This window comes from Pseudomonas sp. FW305-70 (assembly GCF_058783925.1).
The window spans coordinates 1-24,884 of the sequence record NZ_JBYSYZ010000043.1 but is presented as its reverse complement, the minus strand read 5'-3'; the positions used below and the strand labels follow the sequence as shown (position 1 = coordinate 24,884).

General features: G+C 61.3%; 27 protein-coding genes. All 27 read left to right on the top strand.

Annotation, left to right across the window (positions count from 1 at the left end; all coding sequences use genetic code 11):
* The first annotated feature begins 1 nt into the window (after nt 1).
* The 27 genes from fliJ to AC3WN7_RS24075 all read left to right on the top strand — a co-directional run bounded on the left by fliJ (nt 2) and on the right by AC3WN7_RS24075 (nt 24,803).
* The gene (gene fliJ / locus AC3WN7_RS24205) at nt 2-451 is read left to right on the top strand and encodes a flagellar export protein FliJ (protein WP_015096248.1); all 450 of its coding nucleotides are present in this window, start codon (nt 2-4) and stop codon (nt 449-451) included.
* Between the two features lie 137 nt (nt 452-588).
* The gene (locus AC3WN7_RS24200; protein ID WP_095963850.1) at nt 589-888 is read left to right on the top strand and encodes an STAS domain-containing protein; all 300 of its coding nucleotides are present in this window, start codon (nt 589-591) and stop codon (nt 886-888) included.
* 5 nt (nt 889-893) lie between these two features.
* Nucleotides 894-2,600, top strand: a complete 1,707-nt coding sequence (locus AC3WN7_RS24195) for an ATP-binding SpoIIE family protein phosphatase (protein ID WP_102674964.1) — start codon at nt 894-896, stop codon at nt 2,598-2,600.
* Between the two features lie 84 nt (nt 2,601-2,684).
* Complete coding sequence (locus AC3WN7_RS24190) at nt 2,685-2,984, top strand: Hpt domain-containing protein (RefSeq protein ID WP_095964053.1); 300 nt, start codon at nt 2,685-2,687, stop codon at nt 2,982-2,984.
* A gap of 100 nt (nt 2,985-3,084) precedes the next feature.
* Complete coding sequence (locus tag AC3WN7_RS24185) at nt 3,085-4,431, top strand: flagellar hook-length control protein FliK (protein ID WP_102674963.1); 1,347 nt, start codon at nt 3,085-3,087, stop codon at nt 4,429-4,431.
* 230 nt (nt 4,432-4,661) lie between these two features.
* On the top strand, nt 4,662-5,165 hold the full coding sequence (gene fliL / locus AC3WN7_RS24180; RefSeq protein ID WP_095963853.1) for a flagellar basal body-associated protein FliL: 504 nt from the start codon (nt 4,662-4,664) through the stop codon (nt 5,163-5,165).
* A 9-nt stretch (nt 5,166-5,174) separates the two neighbouring features.
* Nucleotides 5,175-6,143: a flagellar motor switch protein FliM gene (gene fliM, locus AC3WN7_RS24175; RefSeq protein ID WP_008052878.1), complete on the top strand. Its 969-nt coding sequence runs from the start codon at nt 5,175-5,177 to the stop codon at nt 6,141-6,143.
* A gap of 66 nt (nt 6,144-6,209) precedes the next feature.
* On the top strand, nt 6,210-6,656 hold the full coding sequence (fliN, locus tag AC3WN7_RS24170; RefSeq protein WP_095963854.1) for a flagellar motor switch protein FliN: 447 nt from the start codon (nt 6,210-6,212) through the stop codon (nt 6,654-6,656).
* Nucleotides 6,657-7,112, top strand: coding sequence for a flagellar biosynthetic protein FliO (gene fliO, locus AC3WN7_RS24165; RefSeq protein WP_102674962.1), 456 nt, complete (start codon nt 6,657-6,659; stop codon nt 7,110-7,112). It begins immediately after the preceding gene.
* A complete protein-coding gene (gene fliP, locus AC3WN7_RS24160) occupies nt 7,112-7,870 on the top strand; it encodes a flagellar type III secretion system pore protein FliP (protein WP_102674961.1) in 759 nt (252 codons plus the stop codon). Before fliO ends, fliP begins: the two co-directional genes overlap by 1 nt.
* A complete protein-coding gene (gene fliQ / locus AC3WN7_RS24155; protein WP_007975354.1) occupies nt 7,867-8,136 on the top strand; it encodes a flagellar biosynthesis protein FliQ in 270 nt (89 codons plus the stop codon). Before fliP ends, fliQ begins: the two co-directional genes overlap by 4 nt.
* A gap of 3 nt (nt 8,137-8,139) precedes the next feature.
* Nucleotides 8,140-8,925 carry a flagellar biosynthetic protein FliR gene (gene fliR / locus AC3WN7_RS24150; RefSeq protein WP_095963856.1) on the top strand — a complete coding sequence of 262 codons (786 nt, stop codon included), beginning with the start codon at nt 8,140-8,142 and terminating at the stop codon, nt 8,923-8,925.
* 3 nt (nt 8,926-8,928) lie between these two features.
* Nucleotides 8,929-10,068, top strand: a complete 1,140-nt coding sequence (gene flhB / locus AC3WN7_RS24145) for a flagellar biosynthesis protein FlhB (protein ID WP_095963857.1) — start codon at nt 8,929-8,931, stop codon at nt 10,066-10,068.
* Between the two features lie 242 nt (nt 10,069-10,310).
* Nucleotides 10,311-12,440, top strand: coding sequence for a flagellar biosynthesis protein FlhA (flhA, locus tag AC3WN7_RS24140; protein ID WP_015096235.1), 2,130 nt, complete (start codon nt 10,311-10,313; stop codon nt 12,438-12,440).
* Nucleotides 12,441-12,451: 11 nt separating this feature from the next.
* Complete coding sequence (gene flhF, locus AC3WN7_RS24135) at nt 12,452-13,780, top strand: flagellar biosynthesis GTPase FlhF (RefSeq protein WP_095963858.1); 1,329 nt, start codon at nt 12,452-12,454, stop codon at nt 13,778-13,780.
* A gap of 117 nt (nt 13,781-13,897) precedes the next feature.
* Entirely contained in the window at nt 13,898-14,728 is an 831-nt protein-coding gene (fleN, locus tag AC3WN7_RS24130) for a flagellar synthesis regulator FleN (RefSeq protein WP_007975361.1), read from the top strand.
* Nucleotides 14,725-15,465 carry an RNA polymerase sigma factor FliA gene (gene fliA / locus AC3WN7_RS24125; protein WP_007975362.1) on the top strand — a complete coding sequence of 247 codons (741 nt, stop codon included), beginning with the start codon at nt 14,725-14,727 and terminating at the stop codon, nt 15,463-15,465. The genes fleN and fliA overlap by 4 nt, the downstream gene beginning before the upstream one ends.
* Before the next feature lie 167 nt (nt 15,466-15,632).
* A complete protein-coding gene (locus AC3WN7_RS24120) occupies nt 15,633-16,004 on the top strand; it encodes a chemotaxis response regulator CheY (RefSeq protein WP_003183998.1) in 372 nt (123 codons plus the stop codon).
* Nucleotides 16,005-16,025: 21 nt separating this feature from the next.
* The gene (locus AC3WN7_RS24115) at nt 16,026-16,814 is read left to right on the top strand and encodes a protein phosphatase CheZ (RefSeq protein ID WP_102674960.1); all 789 of its coding nucleotides are present in this window, start codon (nt 16,026-16,028) and stop codon (nt 16,812-16,814) included.
* Nucleotides 16,815-16,861: 47 nt separating this feature from the next.
* Nucleotides 16,862-19,147: a chemotaxis protein CheA gene (locus tag AC3WN7_RS24110; protein ID WP_102674959.1), complete on the top strand. Its 2,286-nt coding sequence runs from the start codon at nt 16,862-16,864 to the stop codon at nt 19,145-19,147.
* Between the two features lie 48 nt (nt 19,148-19,195).
* Nucleotides 19,196-20,326: a protein-glutamate methylesterase/protein-glutamine glutaminase gene (locus tag AC3WN7_RS24105; RefSeq protein WP_102674958.1), complete on the top strand. Its 1,131-nt coding sequence runs from the start codon at nt 19,196-19,198 to the stop codon at nt 20,324-20,326.
* Nucleotides 20,326-21,066: a flagellar motor protein gene (locus AC3WN7_RS24100; RefSeq protein ID WP_007980738.1), complete on the top strand. Its 741-nt coding sequence runs from the start codon at nt 20,326-20,328 to the stop codon at nt 21,064-21,066. The genes AC3WN7_RS24105 and AC3WN7_RS24100 overlap by 1 nt, the downstream gene beginning before the upstream one ends.
* Before the next feature lie 15 nt (nt 21,067-21,081).
* Nucleotides 21,082-21,972 carry a flagellar motor protein MotD gene (gene motD / locus AC3WN7_RS24095; protein ID WP_007980739.1) on the top strand — a complete coding sequence of 297 codons (891 nt, stop codon included), beginning with the start codon at nt 21,082-21,084 and terminating at the stop codon, nt 21,970-21,972.
* A 43-nt stretch (nt 21,973-22,015) separates the two neighbouring features.
* Nucleotides 22,016-22,804, top strand: a complete 789-nt coding sequence (locus tag AC3WN7_RS24090; RefSeq protein ID WP_007980740.1) for a ParA family protein — start codon at nt 22,016-22,018, stop codon at nt 22,802-22,804.
* Nucleotides 22,805-22,930: 126 nt separating this feature from the next.
* Nucleotides 22,931-23,851: a CheW domain-containing protein gene (locus AC3WN7_RS24085; RefSeq protein WP_102674957.1), complete on the top strand. Its 921-nt coding sequence runs from the start codon at nt 22,931-22,933 to the stop codon at nt 23,849-23,851.
* A gap of 73 nt (nt 23,852-23,924) precedes the next feature.
* Nucleotides 23,925-24,410: a chemotaxis protein CheW gene (locus AC3WN7_RS24080; RefSeq protein ID WP_007980742.1), complete on the top strand. Its 486-nt coding sequence runs from the start codon at nt 23,925-23,927 to the stop codon at nt 24,408-24,410.
* Nucleotides 24,411-24,803 carry a DUF2802 domain-containing protein gene (locus AC3WN7_RS24075; protein WP_007980743.1) on the top strand — a complete coding sequence of 131 codons (393 nt, stop codon included), beginning with the start codon at nt 24,411-24,413 and terminating at the stop codon, nt 24,801-24,803.
* Nucleotides 24,804-24,884 lie beyond the last annotated feature (81 nt).

Below are 24,884 nucleotides of genomic sequence, written 5' to 3'. Positions count from 1 at the left end.
CATGGCCCAGAGTCGGGCAGGCAGGCTGGCGCCGGTGGTGGAAATGGCCGAAAAGGCCGAGAAAACCGCGGTCCAGCGCCTGGGGCACTTTCAAGGGCAGGTTCGTCTGGCGCAAAGCAAGCTCGCCGACCTCGAAGCCTTCCGCCTCGACTATCAGGAACAATGGATCGTGCGCGGCAGTGGCGGCGTCTCGGGCCAATGGCTGCTGGGTTATCAGGGCTTCCTGGCGCAGCTGGGCACGGCCATCGACCAGCAGCGGCAAAGCCTGGCCTGGCATCAGAACAACCTGAACAAGGCCCGGGAAACCTGGCAGCAGGCATTTGCCCGGGTCGAAGGCCTGCGCAAGCTGGTTCAGCGCTATGCCGATGAGGCGCGGGCGCTCGAAGACCGGCGTGAGCAAAAGTTGTTGGACGAATTATCCCAACGATTGCCACGGCAGGATCAGTATTGAATCGGGTGGACCGCGTTATCGTTCATCGCGGGCAAGCCACGCTCCCACAGGATTTGCGCCATTTCCTGCCTTGCCCCAACCTCTACCAGCTGCTAAACCTTGTACAGCAGGTTTACAAATGACAAGGAAGCCATGACATGCCAGTTGTTACAGAAGTCTCACCCGATGGGCGAAAGCTGACGATCTCGGTCAAGGGGCGTTTCGATTTCGCCAAACATCAGGAGTTTCGTCAGTCCTACGAAGATAAACAGCTATCGGCGGTTGTGGTCGACCTGAAGGACGCCACTTACCTCGACAGCTCGGCCTTGGGCATGCTGCTTTTGCTGCGCGATCACGCCGGTGGCGACGACTCCGATGTGCGCGTGGTCAACAGCAATACCGACGTGCGCAAAATCCTCGCCATCTCCAACTTCGACAAACTGTTCGACATCAGTTGATTGCCATGCAGCCACTGGAGCCGCTGACGATCCTGATTGCCGAGGACAGCGCCGCCGATCGCCTGCTGTTGGCGAGCATCCTGCGCCGCCAGGGGCACGACGTGCTGACGGCGGCCAACGGCGCCGAAGCGGTCGACGCGTTTCGCCAGCAACATCCGCACCTGGTGTTGATGGATGCGATGATGCCGGTCATGGACGGCTTCGAGGCGGCCCGGCAAATCAAGGCCCTGGCCGGGGAAACCCTGGTGCCGATCATCTTCCTCACGTCCTTGTCCGAAAGCGAGGCACTGGCCCGTTGTCTGGAGGTCGGCGGTGACGACTTTCTGGCGAAACCCTATAACCAGGTGATTCTCGCGGCCAAGATCAAGGCGATGGATCGCTTGCGGCGCTTGCAGGACACCGTTCTGCAGCAGCGTGACCAGATCGCCCGGCACCACGACTACCTGCTCAACGAGCAGCGCGTGGCCAAGGCGGTTTTCGACAAGGTGGCGCACGCGGGCTGCCTGAACGCCGCGCCGAATATCCGTTATCTGCAATCACCCTATGCGCTGTTCAACGGCGACCTGTTGCTGGCCGCGTTCACCCCGGCCGGCGACATGCACATATTGCTGGGAGACTTCACCGGCCACGGTCTGCCGGCGGCCGTGGGCGCCATGCCCCTGGCCGAAGTCTTCTACGGGATGACCGCCAAGGGCTATGGCCTGGCGGAAACCCTGCGTGAAATGAATGCCAAGCTCAAGCGCATCCTGCCGGTGGACATGTTCTGCTGTGCCACGATGCTGTGCCTGAGTTTTCAGCGTCGTGCGGTGGAGGTCTGGAACGGTGGAATGCCCGACGGTTACCTGCATCGCATTACCAGTGGCGAGCGCACCCCTCTGCCGGCGCGGCACCTGCCTTTGGGGGTGCTGAGCCCGGAATCCTTCGATGAGCGCACCGAAGTGTTTCCCATGGCGCTCGGGGATCGGGTGTTCCTCCTGTCCGATGGGGTGATCGACACCTGCGGCGCCAATGAACAGTTGTTTGGCGTGCAGCGATTGCAGCAGGTGTTCGCCGCCAATCGTCAGCCGGATGCGCTGTTCGAAGAGATCGAGCAGGCGCTGCGCGATTTCGGTGGTCAAGCGCGCGACGATGTCAGCATGGTCGAAATCAGCCTGCTGGAGCCGGAGCAGGTCACGCCACCGGCATTGGTCTACTCCGACAGCGGCCAGTCGTGTCCGCTGGACTGGTCGGTGAGCTTCGAGTTCCGCGCCGCCACGCTCAAGCGATACAACCCCTTGCCCTATCTGTTGCAGTTGCTGCTTGAGGTGCATGGCCTTCGGGCTCAGAGCGGTGCGCTTTACAGTGTGTTGGCGGAGCTCTATTCCAATGCGCTGGAGCATGGCGTGCTGGGGCTGGATTCGAGCCTCAAGCGCAATGCATCGGGTTTTGCGCGATATTATCAAGAGCGCAATGCCCGGCTCGGCGAGCTGCAGGAAGGCTATGTGCGGGTCCATTTGCAGGTGGCGCCGACAGACGACGGCGGTTGCCTGACGATTCAGGTCGAAGACAGTGGCGAGGGGTTCGATGTCGAGCGGGTGATGGAAAGGCCTTTGGACGCCATCCGCCTGTCGGGACGCGGGATCAGCCTGATCCGCCAGTTGGGGCGTAATGCCTGCTGGACCGACAATGGTCGAAGTGCACGCGTGGAGTTTATCTGGGAGGCTCTGGCATAATCCGCGCATTCTTGATCAAGGAGTGAGCAAGTGGACGACGACACACATGTGGATCGCAACGTGCTGAGTGCGTTGCGGGAAGTGATGGAAGAGGGTTATCCGGATCTGCTGGATATCTTTCTTGCGGACTCCGAAGAGCGCCTGAAAGTCTTGAGAGCGGCTGACAGTGCCACCCTGCTCGTTGAAACCGCCCATAGCTTCAAGGGCAGCAGCAGTAACATGGGGGCCCTGCGGCTGACCGAGCTCTGCCACCAGCTCGAGCAACAGGCCACCAGTTTGCCAAGCGCGGCCGTTCTGGAACTGGTCGGCAAAATCGATCGCGAGTTCGCCGGTATCCGCCCTCTGTACGAAGCTGAGCGACAGCGTTGCCCGGCGAAAATCTGAGCAAGCGCTGCTTTTGGTCTCTATCGAGTGAAACTGGCTCGACCTTTGCAGTTATCTAACCCAACTGTACTTACGAGCCCTGTGCAGCGGAGACCGTTTCATGCCCGTTACCCCCAATATTCTGCTTCAGGCCGCCAGGCAGGCCAAGACTCAGGCTGCCTGCGCCAATCCCCCGGCAGTGGCCGCAGACCCCGGGGACAAGGCCGTAAGCTTCGCCCATGTCTACGCCAATCAGGCCCAAAACAAGCCCAATGCGTTGGCCGATGCTTCGTTCAAACCTGATCGTGACAAGACTTCCGGTGTCGGCGCGAAGAAGGACGCTGGCGACGACAAGTCTGCCGCGGGGGAACCAGTGGTTGCCGATGGCGGCAAATCCTTGCCTGCCGACCAATCGGTGCGGGCTGACGACAAGACCGCCGGCGAAGAGGCGTCAGAGGCCGAGCCGGCTCAGGTCGTCGATGCCGCGCCGGTCGATCCGGCGCTTGATCCCGCATTGCCGCAAGCCATACAGCCAGTGGTTTCAACGCCAGCGGCGCCTGCCGTAGCCGATGCGGTGCAGCCAACGGTTGAAGCGCCGGTAGCTGCGGCGCTCGCGGCTGCAAGCGTTTCGGCGCCGACCAGCGCTGACGGTGATTTCGATCCCGAGGCCGATCCACTCGACGCCCTGCCGGCGTTACGCCTGGCGATGGAGCAGAGCGGTCACGTGTCGGCTTCCAGTCAAGCGCAACCAAAGGCGGCACCAACACAAGCTGAGGGTGAGCTGACGTCGGCGCAAAACTTTGCCGCCGGCATGGCGACCATGCTGGATGTTCAGGCCGACAAGGACAGTACCGGCAATGGTGACGACAAGGCTTTCAGCGGCTTGATCGATGACGGTCTGAAGGATCTCAAGGCTGCCGGCAGCGACACCCGTGTCGATGATTTCGCCAACCGTCTGGCCGCGTTGACCCAGGCGGCCACACCGAAGACCGCCAATGCCTTGCCGGTGAACCAGCCGATCGCCATGCACCAGAGCGGCTGGACCGAAGAGGTGGTGAACCGGGTCATGTACCTGTCCAGCGCCAACCTCAAGGCCGCGGACATCCAGTTGCAGCCCGCTGAGCTGGGGCGTCTGGACATTCGGGTGAACATGGTTCCCGATCAGCAGACCCAGGTCACGTTCATGAGTGCGCATCCGGGCGTCCGTGAGGCGCTGGACAGCCAGGTCCATCGCTTGCGCGACATGTTTGCGCAGCAGGGCATGGGGCAGGTCGATGTCAACGTTTCTGACCAGTCCCGTGGTTCGCAACAAGGGCAGGAACAAGCCCGGCAAAGCCAGACCGGACGGGCCAGTGCCAACGGCGGCCGCCTCGACTCCATGGATGACGACCTGACGCCGGGCGTCGCTGAAGTGGTTGCCAATACCACCAGTGTGATCGGCTCCAGCGCGGTCGATTACTACGCCTGACGGCCGAAACAGAAACCCTGTGGGAGCGGGCTTGCTCGCGAAGAGGTCATCAGCTTCAACAACAATGTTGACTGATACACCGCCTTCGCGAGCAAGCCCGCTCCCACAGTGATTTGTGGTGTTCTCCGTGCTGCATACTCGCCTACCCATCCCTCCAACCGTTCTGGCATAACACTTGCTCTTGCCTTGCCGTGCGACTGTGAAACCCCGAATAGTGACGGATTATTGGCATGGCGAAGAGCGACGCAGCAGTAAAAGACCCCGCAACCAAAGGCAAACTCAAGCTGATCATCCTGATCGTGGTGGCCCTGCTGCTGGCGATCGGTGTGTCCGTGGGCGCGACCTGGTACTTCATGCACAGCGCTCAGAACAAGCCTGCCGCCGCCGTGGTGGACGCCGCTCCCGTCGGCAAGCAGCCAGCGATTTTCGAGCCGATGGCACCGGCTTTCGTGGCCAACTTCAACCAGAACGGCCGCCAGCGCTACATGCAGGTGAGCATCACCATGCTCGCGCGCAACCCGGCAGATCTGGAGGCGCTCAAGGTCCACATGCCGGTGATCCGCAACAACCTGGTCATGCTGTTCTCCGGCCAGGACTTTGCGACCCTCGCGTCGCCGGTCGGTCAGGAAATGCTGCGGCAGAAGGCCACCGCCAGCGTCCAGGAAGTGGCGCAGAAAGAGCTCGGCAAAGTGGTGATCGAACAGTTGCTTTTCACTAATTTCGTACTGCAGTAGGAACACGACATGGCCGTGCAGGACCTGCTGTCCCAGGATGAGATCGACGCGCTGCTGCATGGCGTCGACGATGGTCTGGTACAGACCGAAAACGCTGCCGAACCCGGCGCCGTCAAAAGCTACGACCTGACCAGCCAGGATCGCATCGTCCGTGGACGCATGCCGACCCTGGAAATGATCAACGAGCGTTTCGCCCGTTATACCCGCATCAGCATGTTCAACATGCTGCGTCGTTCGGCAGACGTAGCGGTGGGTGGCGTGCAGGTGATGAAGTTCGGCGAATACGTGCACTCGCTGTACGTGCCGACCAGTCTCAACCTGGTCAAGATCAAACCCCTGCGCGGCACCGCGCTGTTCATCCTCGACGCCAAGCTGGTATTCAAGCTGGTGGACAACTTCTTCGGTGGCGACGGCCGGCATGCCAAGATCGAAGGGCGTGAATTCACCCCGACCGAACTGCGTGTGGTGCGCATGGTGCTGGAGCAGGCGTTCGTCGATCTGAAGGAAGCCTGGCAAGCGATCATGGAAGTCAACTTCGAGTACATCAACTCCGAAGTGAACCCGGCCATGGCCAACATCGTCGGCCCGAGCGAAGCCATTGTGGTGTCGACCTTCCACATCGAACTCGATGGCGGTGGCGGCGACCTGCACGTGACCATGCCGTACTCGATGATCGAGCCGGTGCGCGAGATGCTCGACGCCGGCTTCCAGTCGGACCTCGACGATCAGGACGAGCGCTGGGTCAACGCCCTGCGCCAGGACGTGCTGGACGTCGACGTGCCGATCGGTGCGACGGTAGCCCGTCGTCAACTGCGCCTGCGCGACATCCTGCACATGCAGCCGGGGGATGTGATCCCGGTCGACATGCCGGAAGAAATGATCATGCGCGCCAACGGCGTGCCGGCCTTCAAGGTCAAGATGGGTTCGCACAAGGGCAACCTGGCGTTGCAAGTGATCGAGCCGATCGAGCGCCGTTGACCGGCGCTCTTACCCATTCGCGACTAACCGAATTCTGAACTTTTGCTCGCCGAGGACACTGACATTATGAACACGCAAGACGACCAGGCCCTGGCCGATGAGTGGGCCGCGGCCCTGGAAGAAACCGGTGATGCCGGGCAGGCCGACATCGACGCATTGCTTGCCGCCGATTCCGCCAATTCCGCGTCCAACCGCCTGCCAATGGAAGAGTTCGGCAGCGTGCCGAAAAACAACGATCCGGTGAGCCTCGAAGGCCCGAACCTGGACGTGATCCTCGATATCCCGGTGTCGATTTCCATGGAGGTGGGCAGCACCGACATCAACATCCGTAACCTGCTGCAACTGAACCAGGGCTCGGTGATCGAGCTGGATCGCCTGGCCGGCGAGCCGCTGGACGTGCTGGTCAACGGCACGCTCATTGCCCACGGCGAAGTGGTGGTGGTCAACGAGAAGTTCGGCATCCGCCTGACGGACGTGATCAGCCCAAGCGAACGCATCAAGAAGCTGCGCTGAGTGAAAAAGTTTCTCGGGGTTGTGGTGGGGAGCGCGCTGGCCATGCCGTTCGATGTGCTGGCGGCCGAGCCGGTCGCTACGGCGACCACGGCTGCTGCGCCAGCGGTGAGCAGTGGTGTGGCAGGGCAACTGACGCAGTTGGTGTTCGGCTTGCTGCTGGTGCTGGGGTTGATCTTCTTCCTCGCCTGGCTGCTGCGTCGGGTCCAGCAGGCCGGTCCGGCCGGCAAGGGGCAGGTGATCGAGATTGTCGGCTCCCGCGCGCTGGGGCCGCGCGACCGCCTGATGCTGGTGCAGGTCGGCAGCGAGCAGATTCTGCTTGGCCTGAGCCCTGGCAGCATCACTGCGCTGCACGTCCTCAAGGAGCCGGTGCAGGTGCCGGGCACCGAGAAGCCGACGCCGGAGTTTGCGCAGCGCCTGCTGGAGATGCTGGGTAAAGATCAGAAGGATAAGAAGTAATGGGTGCGCTACGCATCGTCTTGATGCTGACCCTGATGCTGGCCGCACCGCTGGCATTCGCCGCCGATCCGCTGTCGATCCCGGCCATCACCCTGGGCACCAATGCGCAGGGTGCGCAGGAATACTCGGTCAGCCTGCAAATCCTGTTGATCATGACCGCGCTGAGTTTTATCCCGGCGTTTGTCATGCTGATGACCAGCTTCACCCGGATCATCATTGTCTTCTCGATCCTGCGCCAGGCCCTGGGCCTGCAGCAGACGCCGTCGAACCAGATCCTCACCGGCATGGCGCTGTTCCTGACCCTGTTCATCATGGCGCCGGTGTTCGACCGGGTGAACCAGGACGCCTTGCAACCCTATCTGGCGGAAAAACTGACGGCTCAGGATGCGGTCGCCAAGGCGCAGGTGCCGATCAAGAATTTCATGCTCGCCCAGACCCGCACCAGCGATCTGGAGTTGTTCATGCGCCTGTCCAAGCGCACTGACATCGCGACACCGGATCAGGCGCCGTTGACCATCCTGGTGCCGGCCTTTGTGACCTCCGAGCTGAAAACGGCGTTCCAGATCGGCTTCATGATCTTCATTCCATTCCTGATCATCGACCTGGTCGTGGCCAGTGTGCTCATGGCCATGGGTATGATGATGCTCTCGCCGCTGATCATTTCCCTGCCGTTCAAGATCATGTTGTTCGTGCTGGTGGATGGCTGGGCGCTGATCATCGGCACCCTGGCCAGCAGCTTTGGTGGTGTGTCGCCATGACGCCGGAAGTTGCGGTCGACATCTTTCGTGAAGCGCTGTGGCTGACCACGTTGATGGTGGCCGTGTTGGTGATTCCAAGTTTGCTGGTGGGGCTGTTGGTGGCCATGTTCCAGGCGGCCACCCAGATCAACGAACAGACCCTCAGTTTCCTGCCGCGTCTGTTGGTGATGCTGGTGACGCTGATCGTTGCCGGGCCGTGGCTGGTGCAGACCTTCATGGAATACATCCAGCAGTTGTACGGCAGTATTCCGCAGGTCATCGGCTAAGCCATGTCATCGCTGCTGCAGTTGACGGATACCCAGATCAGCACTTGGGTAGCGACGTTCATGTTGCCGCTGTTCCGCATCGGTGCCTTGCTGATGGTCATGCCGGTGTTCGGCACCGCCCTGGTACCCAAGCGCATCCGACTGTATTTCGCCCTTGCCATCACCGTGGTCATCGCCCCGAACCTGCCACCCATGCCGCCAGTGAGCGCGCTGGATTTGAGCGGGCTGCTGCTGATTGCCGAGCAGATCCTGGTCGGCGCGATACTGGGCTTCTCCCTGCAGCTGTTTTTCCAGGCTTTCGTGGTGGCGGGGCAGATTGTCGCGATCCAGATGGGCATGGGCTTTGCCTCGATGGTCGACCCTGCCAACGGTGTGTCGGTGGCGGTGATCGGGCAGTTCTTCACCATGCTGGTGACACTGATGTTCCTGGCCATGAACGGCCATCTGGTGGTGTTCGAGGTGCTCACCGAAAGCTTCACTACGCTGCCCGTCGGCAGCGGCTTGATGGTCAATCATTTCTGGGAGCTGGCCGGCAAACTCGGCTGGGTGCTCGGCGCGGCGCTGTTGCTGGTGCTGCCGGCGATCACCGCGCTGCTGGTGGTGAACATCGCGTTTGGCGTGATGACCCGCGCCGCACCGCAGCTGAACATCTTCTCCATCGGCTTCCCGCTGACCCTGGTGCTCGGGCTGTTTATCGTCTGGGTCGGGCTGGCGGACATCGTTAATCAGTATCAACCGCTGGCCACGGAGGCCCTGCAGTTTTTACGCGAACTGGCAAAGGCGCGCTGAGTCATGGCTGAGAGCGAAAGCGGTCAGGACAAAACAGAAGACCCCACGGAGAAAAAGAAAAAGGACGCCCGTGAAAAGGGTGAGATTGCCCGCTCCAAGGAACTCAACACCCTGGCGATCATGCTCGCCGGTGCCGGTGCGCTGTTGGTCTTCGGTGGGGCGCTTGCCCAGGAGATGATGGACCTGATGCGCCTGAACTTTTCCCTGTCGCGCGACGTGGTGCTGGATCAGCGCGCGATGGGAACCTATCTGCTGCACTCGGGAAAGATTGCCTTGCTGGCGATTCAGCCGGTGATGATCACCTTGCTCCTGGCGGCGTTGATCGGGCCGATCTCCCTTGGAGGCTGGCTGTTCTCCGCCGGCACCATGGCGCCGAAGTTCAGCCGCATGAACCCTGGTGCCGGTCTCAAGCGTATGTTCTCGGGCAAGGCTGTGGCCGAACTGCTCAAGGCGCTGGCGAAGTTCATCATCGTGCTGTTCGTGGCCCTTGTGGTGTTGTCGGCGGATATCGACGACCTGTTACGCATCGCCCATGAGCCTCTGGACCGGGCGATCGTTCACAGCCTGCAAGTGGTTGGCTGGAGCACGCTGTGGATGGCCTGCGGGCTGGTCATTATCGCCGCCGTGGATGTGCCGATACAGCTGTGGGAAAGCATCAAGAAACTGAAGATGACCAAGCAGGAAGTGCGCGACGAGCACAAGGATCAGGAGGGGCGGCCGGAGGTCAAGCAGCGGATTCGACAGCTGCAGCGTGAGATGTCCCAGCGGCGGATGATGGCCGCCATTCCCGAGGCTGACGTGGTCATCACCAACCCGACGCACTACGCCGTGGCGCTCAAGTACGACCCGGAGAAGGGCGGTGCGCCGGTGTTGCTGGCCAAGGGCTCCGACTTCCTGGCCCTGAAGATCCGCGAGATCGCCGCGGCCAACGAGATCCTGCTGCTGGAGTCACCGGCGCTGGCGCGCTCGATTTATTACTCCACCGAACTGGAGCAGGAAATCCCCGGCGGGCTCTATCTGGCGGTCGCGCAGGTACTGGCCTACGTCTATCAGATTCGACAGTACCGGGCGGGCAAGGGCAAGCGGCCTGATCCGCTCAAGGATGACCTGCCGATTCCGCCGGATTTGCGCCGCGATTCCTGAGTCTAGCGCTGTCGCTGATGGCCCCTTCGTCGGAACGCCGCCCGGAGCAAGCCCGCTCCCACAGGTTCGGCGAACTCCTGTGGGAGCGGGCTTGCTCGCGAAGAGGCCAGTCCAGGCAGTACATATCCCCCTGAAAAAACACTCTATTTCTCCCTTTGCAAAAGTTGGAAAGCTTCTTGCAGTAGCCGCCCTGCGCCTGCTTCAGGCGTCAAAAGTTTGCTTTAAAGGAACGGGGAAAACCGGTGGATCGCTCTCAGTTAATCAACAGTGCCCGCAGCAACATTGCCGACCTCAGTCGGGGCAATCTGGGCGTGCCGCTGTTGTTGCTGGTCATGCTGGCGATGATGATGTTGCCGGTGCCGCCGTTCCTGCTCGACGTGTTCTTCACCTTCAACATTGCCCTGTCCATCGTCGTGCTGCTGGTGTGCGTCTATGCCTTGCGCCCGCTGGATTTCGCGGTGTTTCCGACCATTTTGCTGGTGGCGACGCTGTTGCGCCTGGCATTGAACGTGGCCTCCACGCGGGTGGTGATGCTCCACGGCCAGGACGGTCACGCGGCCGCCGGCAAGGTGATCCAGGCGTTCGGCGAGGTGGTGATCGGCGGTAACTACGTGGTCGGTATCGTGGTCTTCGCGATCCTGATGATCATCAACTTCGTCGTGGTGACCAAGGGTGCGGGGCGGATTTCCGAGGTCAGCGCGCGTTTCACCCTCGATGCGATGCCCGGCAAGCAAATGGCGATCGACGCCGACCTCAACGCCGGCCTGATCGATCAGGCCCAGGCCAAGGCCCGCCGCTCGGAAGTCGCCCAGGAAGCCGAGTTCTACGGTTCCATGGACGGTGCCAGCAAATTCGTCCGTGGTGACGCCATTGCCGGCCTGTTGATCCTGTTCATCAACCTGATCGGCGGCATGGCGGTCGGTATCTTCCAGCACGGCATGACCTTCGGCGATGCCGGCAAGGTGTATGCGCTGTTGACCATCGGTGACGGTTTGGTGGCGCAATTGCCATCACTGTTGTTATCGACAGCAGCGGCGATCATGGTGACCCGTGCGTCCGGTTCGGAGGACATGGGCAAACAGATCAATCGCCAGATGTTCGCCTCGCCCAAGGCGCTGGCGGTGGCGGCAGGTTTGATGGCGGTCATGGGCCTGGTGCCTGGCATGCCGCACTTCTCGTTCCTGAGCATGGCGGCCCTGGCGGCCGGTGGCGCCTACCTGTTCTGGAAAAAGCAGAACGTCGCCAAGGTTCAGGCCCTGCAAGAGGTCAAGCGCCAGCAGGAGCTGCTGCCGTCGCCGGCCCGCGCCCAGGAAACCAAGGAGCTTGGCTGGGATGACGTGACGCCCATCGACATGATCGGCCTGGAAGTGGGCTATCGCCTGATTCCGCTGGTGGACCGCAACCAGGGCGGCCAGCTGTTGGCGCGGATCAAGGGCGTGCGCAAGAAGCTGTCCCAGGATCTGGGCTTCCTGATGCCGACCGTGCACATCCGCGACAACCTCGACCTGGCGCCAAGTGCCTATCGCCTGACCCTGATGGGGGTGATCCTGGCGGAAGCGGAGATTTACCCGGATCGCGAGCTGGCGATCAACCCGGGGCAGGTCTACGGCACGCTCAACGGCATTACCGCCAAAGATCCGGCTTTCGGCCTGGAGGCGGTCTGGATTGAAATCAGCCAGCGTGCCCAGGCGCAATCCCTCGGTTACACGGTGGTCGATGCCAGTACAGTAGTGGCTACCCACTTGAACCAGATACTCTACAAGCATTCCAGTGAACTGATCGGTCACGAAGAAGTGCAGCAACTCATGCAATTGCTGGCCAAAAGCTCGCCCAAACTGGCGGAAGAGCTGGTGCCGGGCGTGGTTTCGCTGTCGCAACTGCTCAAGGTGTTGCAAGCGCTGTTGGCCGAACAAGTGCCGGTTCGCGATATCCGCAGCATTGCCGAGGCCATCGCCAACAATGCCGCCAAGAGTCAAGATACCGCCGCGCTGGTGGCTGCCGTGCGGGTTGGCGTCTCCCGCGCAATCGTCCAAAGCATTGTAGGCACTGAGTCGCAGCTGCCAGTTATCACGCTGGAGCCAAGGTTGGAACAGATATTGCTCAATAGTCTGCAAAAGGCAGGACAAGGCTCGGAAGAGGGCGTTCTGCTGGAGCCAAGCATGGCTGAGAAACTGCAACGCTCGCTGATCGACGCGGCGCAGCGCCAGGAGATGCAAGGTCAGCCGGTGATTCTGCTGGTGGCCGGTCCGGTTCGCGCGATGCTCTCGCGATTCGGCCGGCTCGCAGTCCCGGGTTTGCACGTGTTGGCTTACCAGGAAATCCCTGACAACAAGCAAGTGACCATCGTTGCGACAGTAGGGCCCAACGGCTGAGGTAGTGGTTTATGCAAGTTAAGCGTTTTTTCGCCGCCGATATGCGTCAGGCCATGAAGCTGGTTCGCGATGAGCTGGGCGCTGATGCAGCCATTATCGGCAACCGCCGGATTGCCGGGGGCGTCGAGCTGACGGCTGCGCTGGATTACAAGTTGTCGGCGCTGGCGCCGCGTGTTCCGAACATGGAGCTCGAAGACGAGCTGCGCAAGACTCAGTCGCGGATCGTCACCGCCCAGGCCGAATTGAGCCTGCGTGGCGATGGCGAGAGCGACAATGCGACCAACCGCCAGTTGTTCGCCGGCTTGCCGCTCACCGCAGCCGAGCCGCTGATCGAACCTACGTATGACCAACCTCGTCGCCCCGCACCGGCTGCTGTACCAGCGTCCGGTGGCGTGGACCCGCGTGCGTTTGACTCGATGCGCTTCGAGCTCAACAGCCTGCGCGAACTCATGGAAGTACAACTCGGGTCCCTGGCCTGGAACCAGCTGCAAGGCAGCCGTCCGGATCAGGCCAACCTCTGGCGTCGCCTGCAACGCATTGGCCTGTCCGGCCCGCTGTCGCGCGACCTGCTGGCACTGATAACCGAAATCCAGGAGCCTCGTCAGGCCTGGCGCATGTTGCTGGCGCACCTGGCGCGTATGATCGTTACCCCGGACGTCGAACCGCTGGAAGAGGGCGGAGTCATCGCCATGGTCGGCCCTGCCGGCATGGGCAAGACCACCACCCTGGCGAAGCTGGCTGCCCGTTACGTGCTCAAGTACGGCGCGCAGAACATTGCGCTGGTGAGCATGGACAGCTTCCGCATCGGTGCCCAGGAGCAACTCAAGACCCTGGGGCGCATTCTCAATGTGCCGGTGACCCACGTCGATCCGGGCCAGTCCCTGGTGCAGGCGCTCGATCCATTGCTGCGCAAGCGCGTGGTGCTGATCGATACCGCCGGCCTGCAGGCCAGTGACCCGGCCCTGCGCATGCAGCTCGAAAGCCTGGCCGGTCGTGGCATCCGCTCAAAAAATTATCTGGTCCTGGCAACCACCAGCCAGAAACAGGTTCTAACCGCCGCTTATCACAGTTACAAGCGTTGCGGGCTTGCCGGCTGCATCCTGACTAAACTGGATGAAACGGCAAGCCTGGGCGAGGTGTTGAGCCTGGCCATCAGTCATGAGTTGCCAGTGGCGTACCTGACCGATGGCCCGCGGATTCCGGATGATCTCCATCTGCCGCGCCGTCATCAGTTGGTCAGTCGCGCCGTCAGTGTGCAAATGCAGGAAGAACCCAGCGAAGAAGCCATGGCTGACATGTTCGCTGACATCTACCACAGTCCGACCAAGCAGGTTGGCTGAGGTATTTAATGAATAGTTTTTGTACCTACATCGATGGTCTGCCATGCATTGTTCCGTTTGTGAACGCGCAGCCAGTAATGTGGCCTCCGTCTATGCAAGACAAGGTAAAGAAATAACATGGGCAGCATGCATCCTGTACAGGTGATCGCGGTGACCGGCGGCAAAGGTGGCGTCGGGAAAACTAACGTGTCAGTGAACTTGTCCCTGGCTTTGGCTGAGCTTGGCCGGCGCGTCATGCTGCTGGACGCCGACCTGGGACTGGCGAACGTCGACGTTCTGCTGGGACTGACACCCAAACGTACCCTGGCCGACGTGATCGAGGGCCGCTGCGAACTGCGCGATGTACTGCTGCAGGGGCCAGGCGGCATCCGTATCGTTCCCGCCGCATCCGGCACTCAGAGCATGGTGCATCTGAGTCCTGCGCAACACGCCGGCCTTATCCAGGCCTTCAGTGATATCGGCGACAACCTCGACGTATTGGTGATCGACACCGCTGCCGGCATTGGTGAGTCGGTTGTCAGCTTCGTTCGCGCAGCCCAGGAAGTGCTGCTGGTGGTGTGCGACGAGCCGACCTCGATTACCGATGCCTACGCCTTGATCAAGTTGCTCAATCGCGACTACGGCATGAACCGCTTCCGCGTCCTGGCCAACATGGCCCAGAGCCCGCAGGAAGGGCGCAACCTGTTCGCCAAGTTGACCAAGGTCACGGATCGCTTCCTCGACGTCGCCCTACAATACGTCGGCGCGGTGCCCTACGACGAAAGCGTGCGCAAGGCTGTGCAGAAGCAGCGCGCCGTCTACGAGGCCTTCCCGCGTTCCAAGTGCTCGCTGGCGTTCAAGGCCATCGCGCAGAAGGTCGATACCTGGCCGCTGCCTGCCAACCCGCGCGGGCACCTGGAGTTTTTCGTCGAGCGTCTCGTGCAGCAAACAGCAGGACCTGTTCTATGACAGCCAGCGGTTACAACCTCTACAAAAAATCGGCTCGGGATGCGCAGTACGAGCTGATCGAGCGTTACGCGCCGCTGGTTAAACGCATTGCCTACCACTTGCTGGCGCGTTTGCCGGCCAGTGTCCAGGTCGAAGACCTGATCCAGGCCGGGATGATCGGCCTGCTTGAGGTATCGACCAAATATGACGCCAGCAAAGGCGCCAGTTTCGAGACGTACGCGGGCATTCGAATCCGCGGCGCCATGCTCGATGAAGTGCGCAAGGGGGACTGGGCGCCACGTTCGGTTCACCGCAATACGCGCATGGTCAGCGACGCCATTCGCTCGATTGAAGCGAAAACCGGCCGTGACGCTAAAGATCACGAAGTTGCGGCCGAACTCCAATTGAGTCTCGACGATTACTACGGAATTTTGAACGACACCCTGGGCAGCCGGTTATTCAGTTTCGACGATCTGTTGCAGGACGGCGAACACGAAGGGCTGCACGAGGATGGCGCGAGTGCTCATACCGAGCCGTCACGCGACCTGGAGGATGAACGCTTCCAGGCTGCGCTGGCGGATGCGATTGCCAATTTGCCGGAGCGTGAGCGACTGGTGTTGGCGCTGTATTACGACGAAGAGTTGAACCTCAAGGAAATCGGTGAGGTCCTGGGGGTCAGCGAATCGCGGGTCAGCCAGTTACACAGCCAGTGCGCGGCCCGCTTGCGGGGGCGTTTGGGGGAGTGGCGAGCGCGCTGAAGGCAGTGTGGGGACACTGCGAAAGAGGCGGGTGTGGTGTTGAACTGCGCCGGTCCCGATCTGTTGTGCTCCAGACAGTCATTGAGTGCTTTGCCGGATTGATTGAAATGGCGCGTCCAGGTGCTGGGCGCGTTTAAGACTGCTTGGAGGTCGAATTGGACAAGAACATGAAAATCCTCATCGTTGATGACTTCTCAACGATGCGGCGGATCATCAAGAACCTGCTGCGTGACCTTGGGTTCACCAACACCGTCGAGGCCGACGATGGCACTACCGCCATTCCGGTGCTCAACAGCGGAAGCATCGACTTTCTGGTAACGGACTGGAACATGCCGGGCATGACCGGCATCGATCTGCTGCGTCACGTGCGTGCCGATGAAAAGCTCAAGCACCTGCCGGTGCTGATGGTGACCGCTGAAGCCAAGCGTGAGCAGATCATCGAAGCGGCCCAGGCCGGCGTTAACGGCTATGTGGTCAAGCCCTTCACGGCCCAGGCGTTGAAAGAAAAAATCGAGAAGATTTTCGAACGCATCGGTTGATGACTGCGCCACGGGGGAGCTATGGGCAATAACGAAACTTCATTGGGCGACTTTGAATCGACCCTGAAAAAACACGCCGTCGAATTGGTCGCGAGCCTTGAAAAAGGCAAGTTCGGCGACGCGGTGCAATTGATCCATGAGCTCAACCAGACCCGTGACCGCGGCCTGTATCAGGAAGTGGGCAAGCTCACTCGCGAACTGCATAGCGCGATCGTCAATTTCCAGATTGACCCGCACATGCCGCAAGCCGAAGAAGTGTCGCAGATCACCGACGCCACCGAGCGCCTGGGCTATGTGGTCAAGCTGACCGAGGCCGCGGCCAACCGCACCATGGATCTGGTGGAAAATGCCACGCCGCTGGTCAACAGCCTGGCGGACGAAGCCCAGGCCTTGAGCACGGACTGGGGGCGCTTCATGCGTCGTGAAGTCGGTGCCGAAGAGTTTCGTGAACTGGCCCGGCGGGTCGACGGCTTCCTGGCGCGCAGCGGCACGGACAATCGCGCGGTGTCGGGCAACCTGAACGACATCCTGCTCGCCCAGGATTACCAGGACCTCACGGGGCAAGTGATCAAGCGTGTGACCCAACTGGTCACCGAAGTTGAAAGCAACCTGCTCAAGCTCGTGCTGATGGCCAGTCAGGTGGACCGCTTTGCGGGCATCGAGCATGACCGTGAAGCGATGCTTGCAGAAAAAGATCCACAAAAACATCTCTCTCAGGGTGAAGGTCCGCAGATTCATGCCGATAAAAGAGAAGACGTTGTGTCCGGTCAGGACGATGTGGACGATTTGCTATCCAGCCTGGGATTTTAGAATTTTAGGTATTTTGGGTTTTTAGACCTGTTAGGAGCACCCCCCTGATGAGCTTCGGCGCCGATGAAGAGATCCTTCAGGATTTCCTGGTTGAGGCCGGCGAGATTCTAGAGCAACTGTCCGAGCAACTGGTCGAGCTGGAAAGCCGTCCGGATGATGCGGATTTGCTCAATGCAATTTTTCGCGGTTTTCACACTGTAAAAGGGGGCGCCGGCTTCCTCCAGCTCAACGAACTGGTGGAGTGCTGCCACATCGCCGAGAACGTGTTCGACATCCTGCGCAAGGGTGAGCGTCGCGTCGACTCGGAACTGATGGACGTGGTTCTCGAAGCGCTGGACGCGGTGAACGGCATGTTCAGCGAAGTCCGCGAGCGCAGCCCGATCACGGCTGCGACACCTGAACTGCTGGCGGCGCTGGCCCGTCTGGCCGAGCCGCAATCGGCTGACGAAGGGGTTGCTGCACCTGTCGCCGCCGTGGTTGAAGCGCCGGTGGCTGAAGCCGATTCAGGCGATATTACCGATAACGAATTCGAGCAATTGCTGGACTCGCTCAATGCCGTCAAGGCACAGGCCGAGGCGCCGGCGGTTTCCCACGCACCTGTCAGAGAGGCACCTGCAAGCGAGACACCTGCAAGCGATGCGGCTGCCAGCGACGAAATCACCGATGCCGAGTTCGAGTCGTTGCTCGATCAGTTGCACGGTAAAGGCCAGTTTGCCGTCGATGCGATTGCGCAGGCTCCGGCTGCGGCAGAAGCCCCGAAAGCGTCGGGCGACAGTTCCGATATCACGGACGACGAATTTGAAGCACTGCTCGACCAGTTGCATGGCAAGGGCAACTTTGCTGTCGAGGCACTGGAGTCGGCCATTGCTTCGGTGCCTGCACCTGCTGCCCCAAGCGCGGTGGCGGCTGGCAGCGATCTGATTTCCGATCACGAGTTCGAAGCGCTGCTCGACGAATTGCATGGCAAGGGCAAGTTCAGCGAAGTCGGCACCGCGACGGCGGCCAACGGTTCGAACGCTGCGGTTGCGGCACCGGCAGCCAAGGCTGTGGCGCCCAAACCTGTGGCCAAGGCCCCCGAGCCAAAAGCCCAAGCCCCGGCCGCCGCTGCACCGGCTGCTGCCCGCGCCCCGGCCGCGCCACCGGCGGAAAAACCGGCGAGCGAAGCCGAGACCACCGTGCGGGTCGATACCGCGCGCCTCGACGAAATCATGAACATGGTCGGCGAGCTGGTGCTGGTGCGTAACCGCCTGGTCCGTCTGGGTCTCAACAGTGGCGACGAAGCCATGTCCAAGGCCGTATCGAACCTCGACGTGGTCACCGCCGACCTGCAAACCGCGGTCATGAAGACCCGGATGCAACCGATCAAGAAAGTCTTCGGGCGCTTCCCGCGTCTGGTTCGTGACCTGGCTCGCCAGCTCAAGAAAGAGATCAACCTGGAGCTGGTCGGTGAAGAAACCGACCTCGACAAGAACCTCGTCGAGGCCCTGGCCGACCCGCTGGTCCACTTGGTGCGCAACGCCGTCGACCACGGCATCGAGTCGCCGCAAGAACGCGAAGCCTCGGGCAAGGCCCGTGGCGGCAAGGTGATCCTGGCGGCCGAGCAGGAAGGCGATCACATCCTGCTGTCGATCTCCGATGACGGTAAAGGCATGGACCCGAATGTCCTGCGTTCCATCGCGGTCAAACGCGGCGTGATGGACAAGGACGCGGCCGATCGACTGAGCGACACCGAGTGCTACAACCTGATCTTCGCCCCGGGTTTCTCGACCAAGACCGAGATCTCCGACGTGTCGGGTCGCGGCGTGGGCATGGACGTGGTGAAAACCAAGATTTCCCAGCTCAACGGTTCGATCAACATCTACTCGGCCAAGGGCCAGGGGTCGAAGATCGTCATCAAGGTGCCGCTGACCCTGGCGATCATGCCGACGCTGATGGTCATGCTCGGCAACCAGGCGTTTGCGTTCCCGTTGGTGAACGTCAACGAGATCTTCCACCTCGACCTGTCGACCACCAACGTCGTGGACGGCCAGGAAGTGGTGATCGTGCGGGACAAGGCGCTGCCATTGTTCTACCTCAAACGCTGGCTGGTCAGCTCAGCCGCTCACGAAGAGCAGCGCGAGGGCCATGTGGTGATCCTTTCGGTGGGCACACAGCGGATCGGCTTTGTCGTCGATCAACTGGTGGGCCAGGAAGAAGTGGTCATCAAGCCATTGGGCAAAATGCTCCAGGGAACGCCGGGCATGTCCGGCGCCACCATCACCGGTGACGGCCGCATCGCGCTGATTCTCGATGTTCCGAGCATGCTCAAGCGTTACGCCACGCGGCGTATTTGATTCTGGTGGAGCGGGGCGCCTGGCCTCGCTCCATCTAATGGAGTGTTTATGGCAGTCAAAGTCCTGGTGGTGGACGATTCGGGGTTTTTCCGCCGCCGCGTCTCGGAAATTCTTTCAGCGGATTCCAATATCCAGGTCGTCGGCACGGCGACCAACGGCAAAGAGGCGATCGATCAGGCGCTGGCCCTCAAGCCCGACGTGATCACCATGGACTACGAGATGCCGATGATGGACGGCATCACGGCCGTGCGGCACATCATGCAGCGCTGCCCGACCCCGGTCCTGATGTTCTCCTCACTGACCCATGAAGGCGCCCGGGTCACCCTCGATGCGCTGGATGCCGGTGCAGTGGACTTCCTGCCGAAGAATTTCGAAGACATTTCGCGCAACCCCGAGAAGGTCAAGCAACTGCTGTGCGAGAAGATTCTCAGCATCTCGCGCAGTAATCGTCGTGTCAGTCACTACAGTGCTCCGGCGCCTGTCGCTGCGCCAGCGCCGACGCCTGTGCCTTCCAGCGTGGGCAGTTTTGCCAGCAGCGCGCCCGCGCGTCCGGCACCGGCACCGATCCCGGCGCGTACGCATGCACCCGCTACGGCGTCGCCCGCGCCAAAACGCAAGGCCTACAAACTGGTGGCCATCGGTACGTCCACCGGCGGCCCGGTGGCCCTGCAACGGGTGTTGACCCAATTGCCGGCCAACTTCCCGGCCCCGATCGTGCTGGTTCAACACATGCCGGCCGCCTTCACCAAGGCCTTCGCCGAGCGCCTGGACAAGCTCTGCCGCATCAGCGTCAAGGAAGCCGAGGATGGCGACATCCTGCGTCCGGGCCTGGCGCTGCTGGCGCCGGGTGGCAAGCAGATGATGATCGACGGTCGCGGCGCGGTGAAAATCCTCCCGGGTGACGAGCGCCTCAACTACAAGCCGTGCGTGGACATCACCTTCGGTTCGGCAGCCAAGACCTACGGTGACAAAGTTCTGGCGGTGGTCCTGACCGGCATGGGCGCCGATGGCCGCGAAGGCGCGCGTCTGCTCAAGCAGGGCGGCAGTTCGATCTGGGCGCAGGACGAAGCCAGTTGCGTGATCTACGGCATGCCGATGGCCATCGTCAAAGCTGAACTGGCCGACGCGGTGTACAGCCTCGACGACATTGGCAAGCACCTGGTCGAGGCGTGCATCTGATGGATGTTCTAAGCCTGATCGGCATCATCATGGCCTTTGTCGCCATCATCGGCGGCAATTACCTTGAAGGCGGTCATCTGGGCGCCCTGGCCAACGGTCCGGCAGCGTTGATCGTGCTCGGTGGCACCATTGGCGCGGCGCTGCTGCAATCACCGATGAGCGCCTTCAAGCGCGCCATGCAGATCCTCGCCTGGATCCTGTTCCCGCCTCGCGTCGACCTGGCCGGTGGCATCGATCGCGTGGTGAACTGGAGCCTGACTGCCCGCAAGGAAGGCCTGCTGGGTCTTGAAGGTATCGCCGACGCCGAGCCTGACAATTACGCCCGCAAAGGCCTGCAACTGCTGGTCGACGGCGCCGAACCGGAGGCGATCCGCAGCATTCTGGAAGTGGATTTCTACACCCAGGAAAGCCGCGATATCGAAGCGGCCAAGGTCTTCGAAAGCATGGGCGGTTACGCGCCGACCATCGGCATCATCGGTGCGGTGATGGGCCTGATTCACGTCATGGGCAACCTGGGTGATCCGTCGCAACTGGGTAACGGCATCGCCGTGGCCTTCGTCGCCACCATCTACGGCGTGGCCAGTGCCAACCTGGTGCTGCTGCCGATTGCCGCCAAACTCAAAGCCATCGCGCTGCGCCAATCGCGTTATCGCGAAATGTTGCTGGAAGGGCTGCTGTCGATCGCCGAAGGTGAAAACCCTCGTTCCATCGAGTTGAAGCTTCAGGGCTTCATGGATTGATGGGAGACATGGATCATGGCACGTCGTCGCCAACATGAAGAGCATGTAAACCATGAACGCTGGCTTGTTTCCTATGCCGACTTCATCACCTTGCTGTTCGCCTTTTTCGTGGTGATGTACTCCATCTCTTCGATCAACGAAGGCAAGTACAAGGTCATTTCCGAAGCCCTGATCGGCGTCTTCACCGATTCCGATCGTGCGCTCAAGCCGATCCCCATCGGTGACGAGCGGCCGAAGACCGTGACCCCGGCCAAGCCGCTGGTCAAGGACAGTGACCAGGTCGATGCCGGTGTCTCCGGCGCCAGCGATCCGCTCAAGAGCATCGCCGACGACATCAGCGCGGCGTTCGGTGACCTGATCAGCTCCAACCAGATGACGGTGCGCGGCAACGAGCTGTGGGTCGAGATCGAGCTCAATTCCAGCCTGTTGTTCGGCAGCGGCGATGCCATGCCCAGCGACATCGCGTTCAACATCATCGACAAGGTCGCAGCGATCCTGAAGCCCTTCGACAACCCGATTCATGTCGAAGGCTTCACCGACGATCAACCGATCCGTACCGCGCAGTACCCGACTAACTGGGAGCTGTCCTCGGCGCGCTCGGCCAGCATCGTGCGCATGCTGGCGATGCAAGGGGTGAATCCCGGTCGCCTGGCGTCGGTGGGCTACGGCGAGTTTCAGCCGGTGGCCAACAACGCTACCGCCGAAGGCCGCGCCCGCAACCGTCGCGTGGTGCTGGTGGTGTCGCGCAACCTCGATGTTCGCCGCAGCCTGACCGGCACCGGAACCGCCCATGCGCAACCGGATGCCGCATTGAAGCGTGCTGGCACACAAACTGCACCGACCCCGGTCAAGTCGCCGGTACGAGAGAACGCCGTCAATTCTCCGTCACCCGCATTAACACGTTGAGCTATTTCTCGGTCGATCCGTGCGACCGGGAGGAACAATCCGAATGAGAGTCTGGGCAGTCGCCAATCAAAAGGGTGGTGTCGGTAAAACCACTTCCTCCATCGCTTTAGCCGGGTTGCTGGCCGAGGCGGGCAAGCGCGTGGTCGTGGTCGATCTCGACCCCCACGGCTCCATGACCAGCTACTTCGGCTACGACCCCGACAGCCTGGAACACAGCAACTACGATCTGTTCCTGCACAAGGGCAACGTGCCACAAGGCCTGCCGGGTCAACTGTTGCTGTCGACCAGCGACGAACGCATTTCCCTGTTGCCGTCCAGCACCGCGCTGGCCACCCTCGAGCGCCAGTCTCCGGGGCAGAGTGGTTTGGGCCTGGTGATTGCCAAGAGCCTGGCGCAACTGTGGCAGGACTTCGATTACGCCGTGATCGACAGCCCGCCCTTGCTCGGCGTGCTGATGGTCAATGCCTTGGCGGCGAGCCAGCAACTGGTGATCCCGGTGCAGACCGAACACCTGGCGGTCAAGGGTCTGGAGCGCATGGTCAACACCCTGGCGATGATCAACCGCTCGCGCAAGCAGGCACTGCCTTTCACCATCGTGCCGACCCTGTTTGACCGTCGCACCCAGGCGTCCCTCGGAACCTTGCGCGTGCTGCGCGACAAATTCCCCGACGAAATCTGGCAAGGCTATATCCCGGTGGACACGCGCCTGCGCGATGCCAGTCGTGCCGGGCTGACGCCTTCGCAGTTCGACGGCAAGAGCCGTGGCGTTCTCGCTTACCGTGCGTTGCTCAAGCATCTGCTGGCAGCGCAACTTGTTGCGCAGGTGGCGTGACATGACCTCGATCCCTGTAGGAGCGAGCTTGCTCGCGATGGTCGTCAACGATGACGCGGGAAACCTGGCACCCCGTTGCGCTCTCAGGTTCATCGCGAGCAAGCTCGCTCCTACAGGTGCGTGCGGATGAACCGGCCATTGAAGACAACATCGCGCCCGCAACTGGCGTTGCAGTCGTATCTGGACAGCCTGCTGCAGGAAGTGACCGAAGAGTTGGCGCTGCCCCCGGAGGAAGTGGTCGAGGAGATCGCCGCCGAAGCGGTGCTGGACGAATTCCAGGCAGCGGTGCTCGAAGAGCAGGCCCGTGATGCCGCGGCGGCCGCGCCGGTGCCGGCATCCGTAGCGCCAGTGTTCAAGGCGCCGGTGATCGAAGCCCCGGCGCCGGTCATGGCGTCCGTTTCGACCATCGCTCCGCTGCTGCAAGTCTTGGTACCGCCACCTGTTGAAGCGCAACCAGTCGCTGTCGAAGTGCCGCAAACCCTGGTACCGCCCGTCGTCGAAGTGCATCTGCCACCAAGCAATACGCCGCCACCGGTGGACACCGAGGGTCGTCCGTCCTGGGCCGCCGAGCCTTTCGAATGCCTGTTGTTCGATGTCGCCGGCTTGACCCTGGCAGTGCCGCTGGTGTGCCTGGGATCGATCTATTCCCTGGCCGGTCACGAGCTGACGCCTTTGTTCGGCCAGCCGGAGTGGTTCCTGGGCATCCTGCCGAGCCAGGCCGGCAACCTCAAGGTGCTCGATACCGCGCGTTGGGTCATGCCCGACCGTTACCGCGACGATTTCAAACAGGGCCTGCAATACGTGATTTCGGTCCAGGGCTATGAATGGGGCCTGGCGGTGCATCAGGTCAGCCGCTCGTTGCGTCTGGACCCGAATGAAATCAAATGGAGAAGTCACCGGGGCCAGCGGCCATGGCTCGCCGGCACGGTGATTGAGCACATGTGCGCCTTGCTCGACGTGGCCTCCCTGGCGGAGTTGATCGCCAGTGGCGGGGCAAAGCACATGTCCGGCAGCAAACCGAACCACAAACCGACAAACATTAAATAAACAACAGGTGACGTCACTCGATGGCGTTGCACGGAACACACACCGCCAGGGCGGTTTCTTGAGGGGTCAGGGTATGAATGACAAGGCAACGGCGGCAAAAGGTTCCGAAGATCCGATCCTGCAATGGGTCACCTTCAAGCTGGACAACGAGACCTACGGCATCAACGTGATGCGCGTCCAGGAAGTCCTGCGCTACACCGAAATCGCTCCGGTCCCGGGTGCCCCGAGCTACGTGCTGGGCATCATCAACCTGCGCGGCAACGTCGTCACCGTGATCGACACCCGTCAGCGCTTCGGCCTGATGAATGCCGAGATCAGCGACAACACCCGTATCGTCATCATCGAAGCCGACAAGCAGGTGGTCGGGATCATGGTCGACAGCGTGGCCGAAGTGGTTTACCTGCGTCAGTCGGAAATCGAAACCGCGCCGAACGTGGGTAACGAAGAGTCCGCCAAGTTCATTCAAGGCGTGTGCAACAAGAACAACGAATTGCTCATCCTGGTCGAGCTGGACAAGATGATGAGCGAAGAAGAATGGTCGGAACTGGAGAGTATCTGATTGATTCTCGAGGTTGCGGTCATTGTCCTGTTCCTGTTCTGGGCAGGCACGCTGGCGATGTTCCTGGCCTACATTCGCGCCCAGAAGCAGATCGCCGCACAACAGGCCCAGGGCGATGCGCAGCGCGACCAGCGCATCAAGGACCTGGGCAAACGCGTTGACAACTACCAGAACGGCAACGTGCGCATGGGCGAAGACCTGCATGAACTGCGGGCGATCGTTGCGCCGTTGCCGGACAAACTCGCACAGCTGGAACAGCGCGACCCGACCAGCCTGTCGTTTGCCCAGGCAGCGCGACTGGTCGGGATGGGCGCCAGCGTCGACGAACTCACCCAGTCCTGCGGCTTGACCCAGGCTGAGGCGGAGTTGATGAGCAAAGTGCACAAGAACTAGTTACCTGTAGGAGCGAGCCTGCTCGCGATGGACGTCAACGATAACGCGGGCATTCTGAATAAACGCGTCGCACTTGAGTCC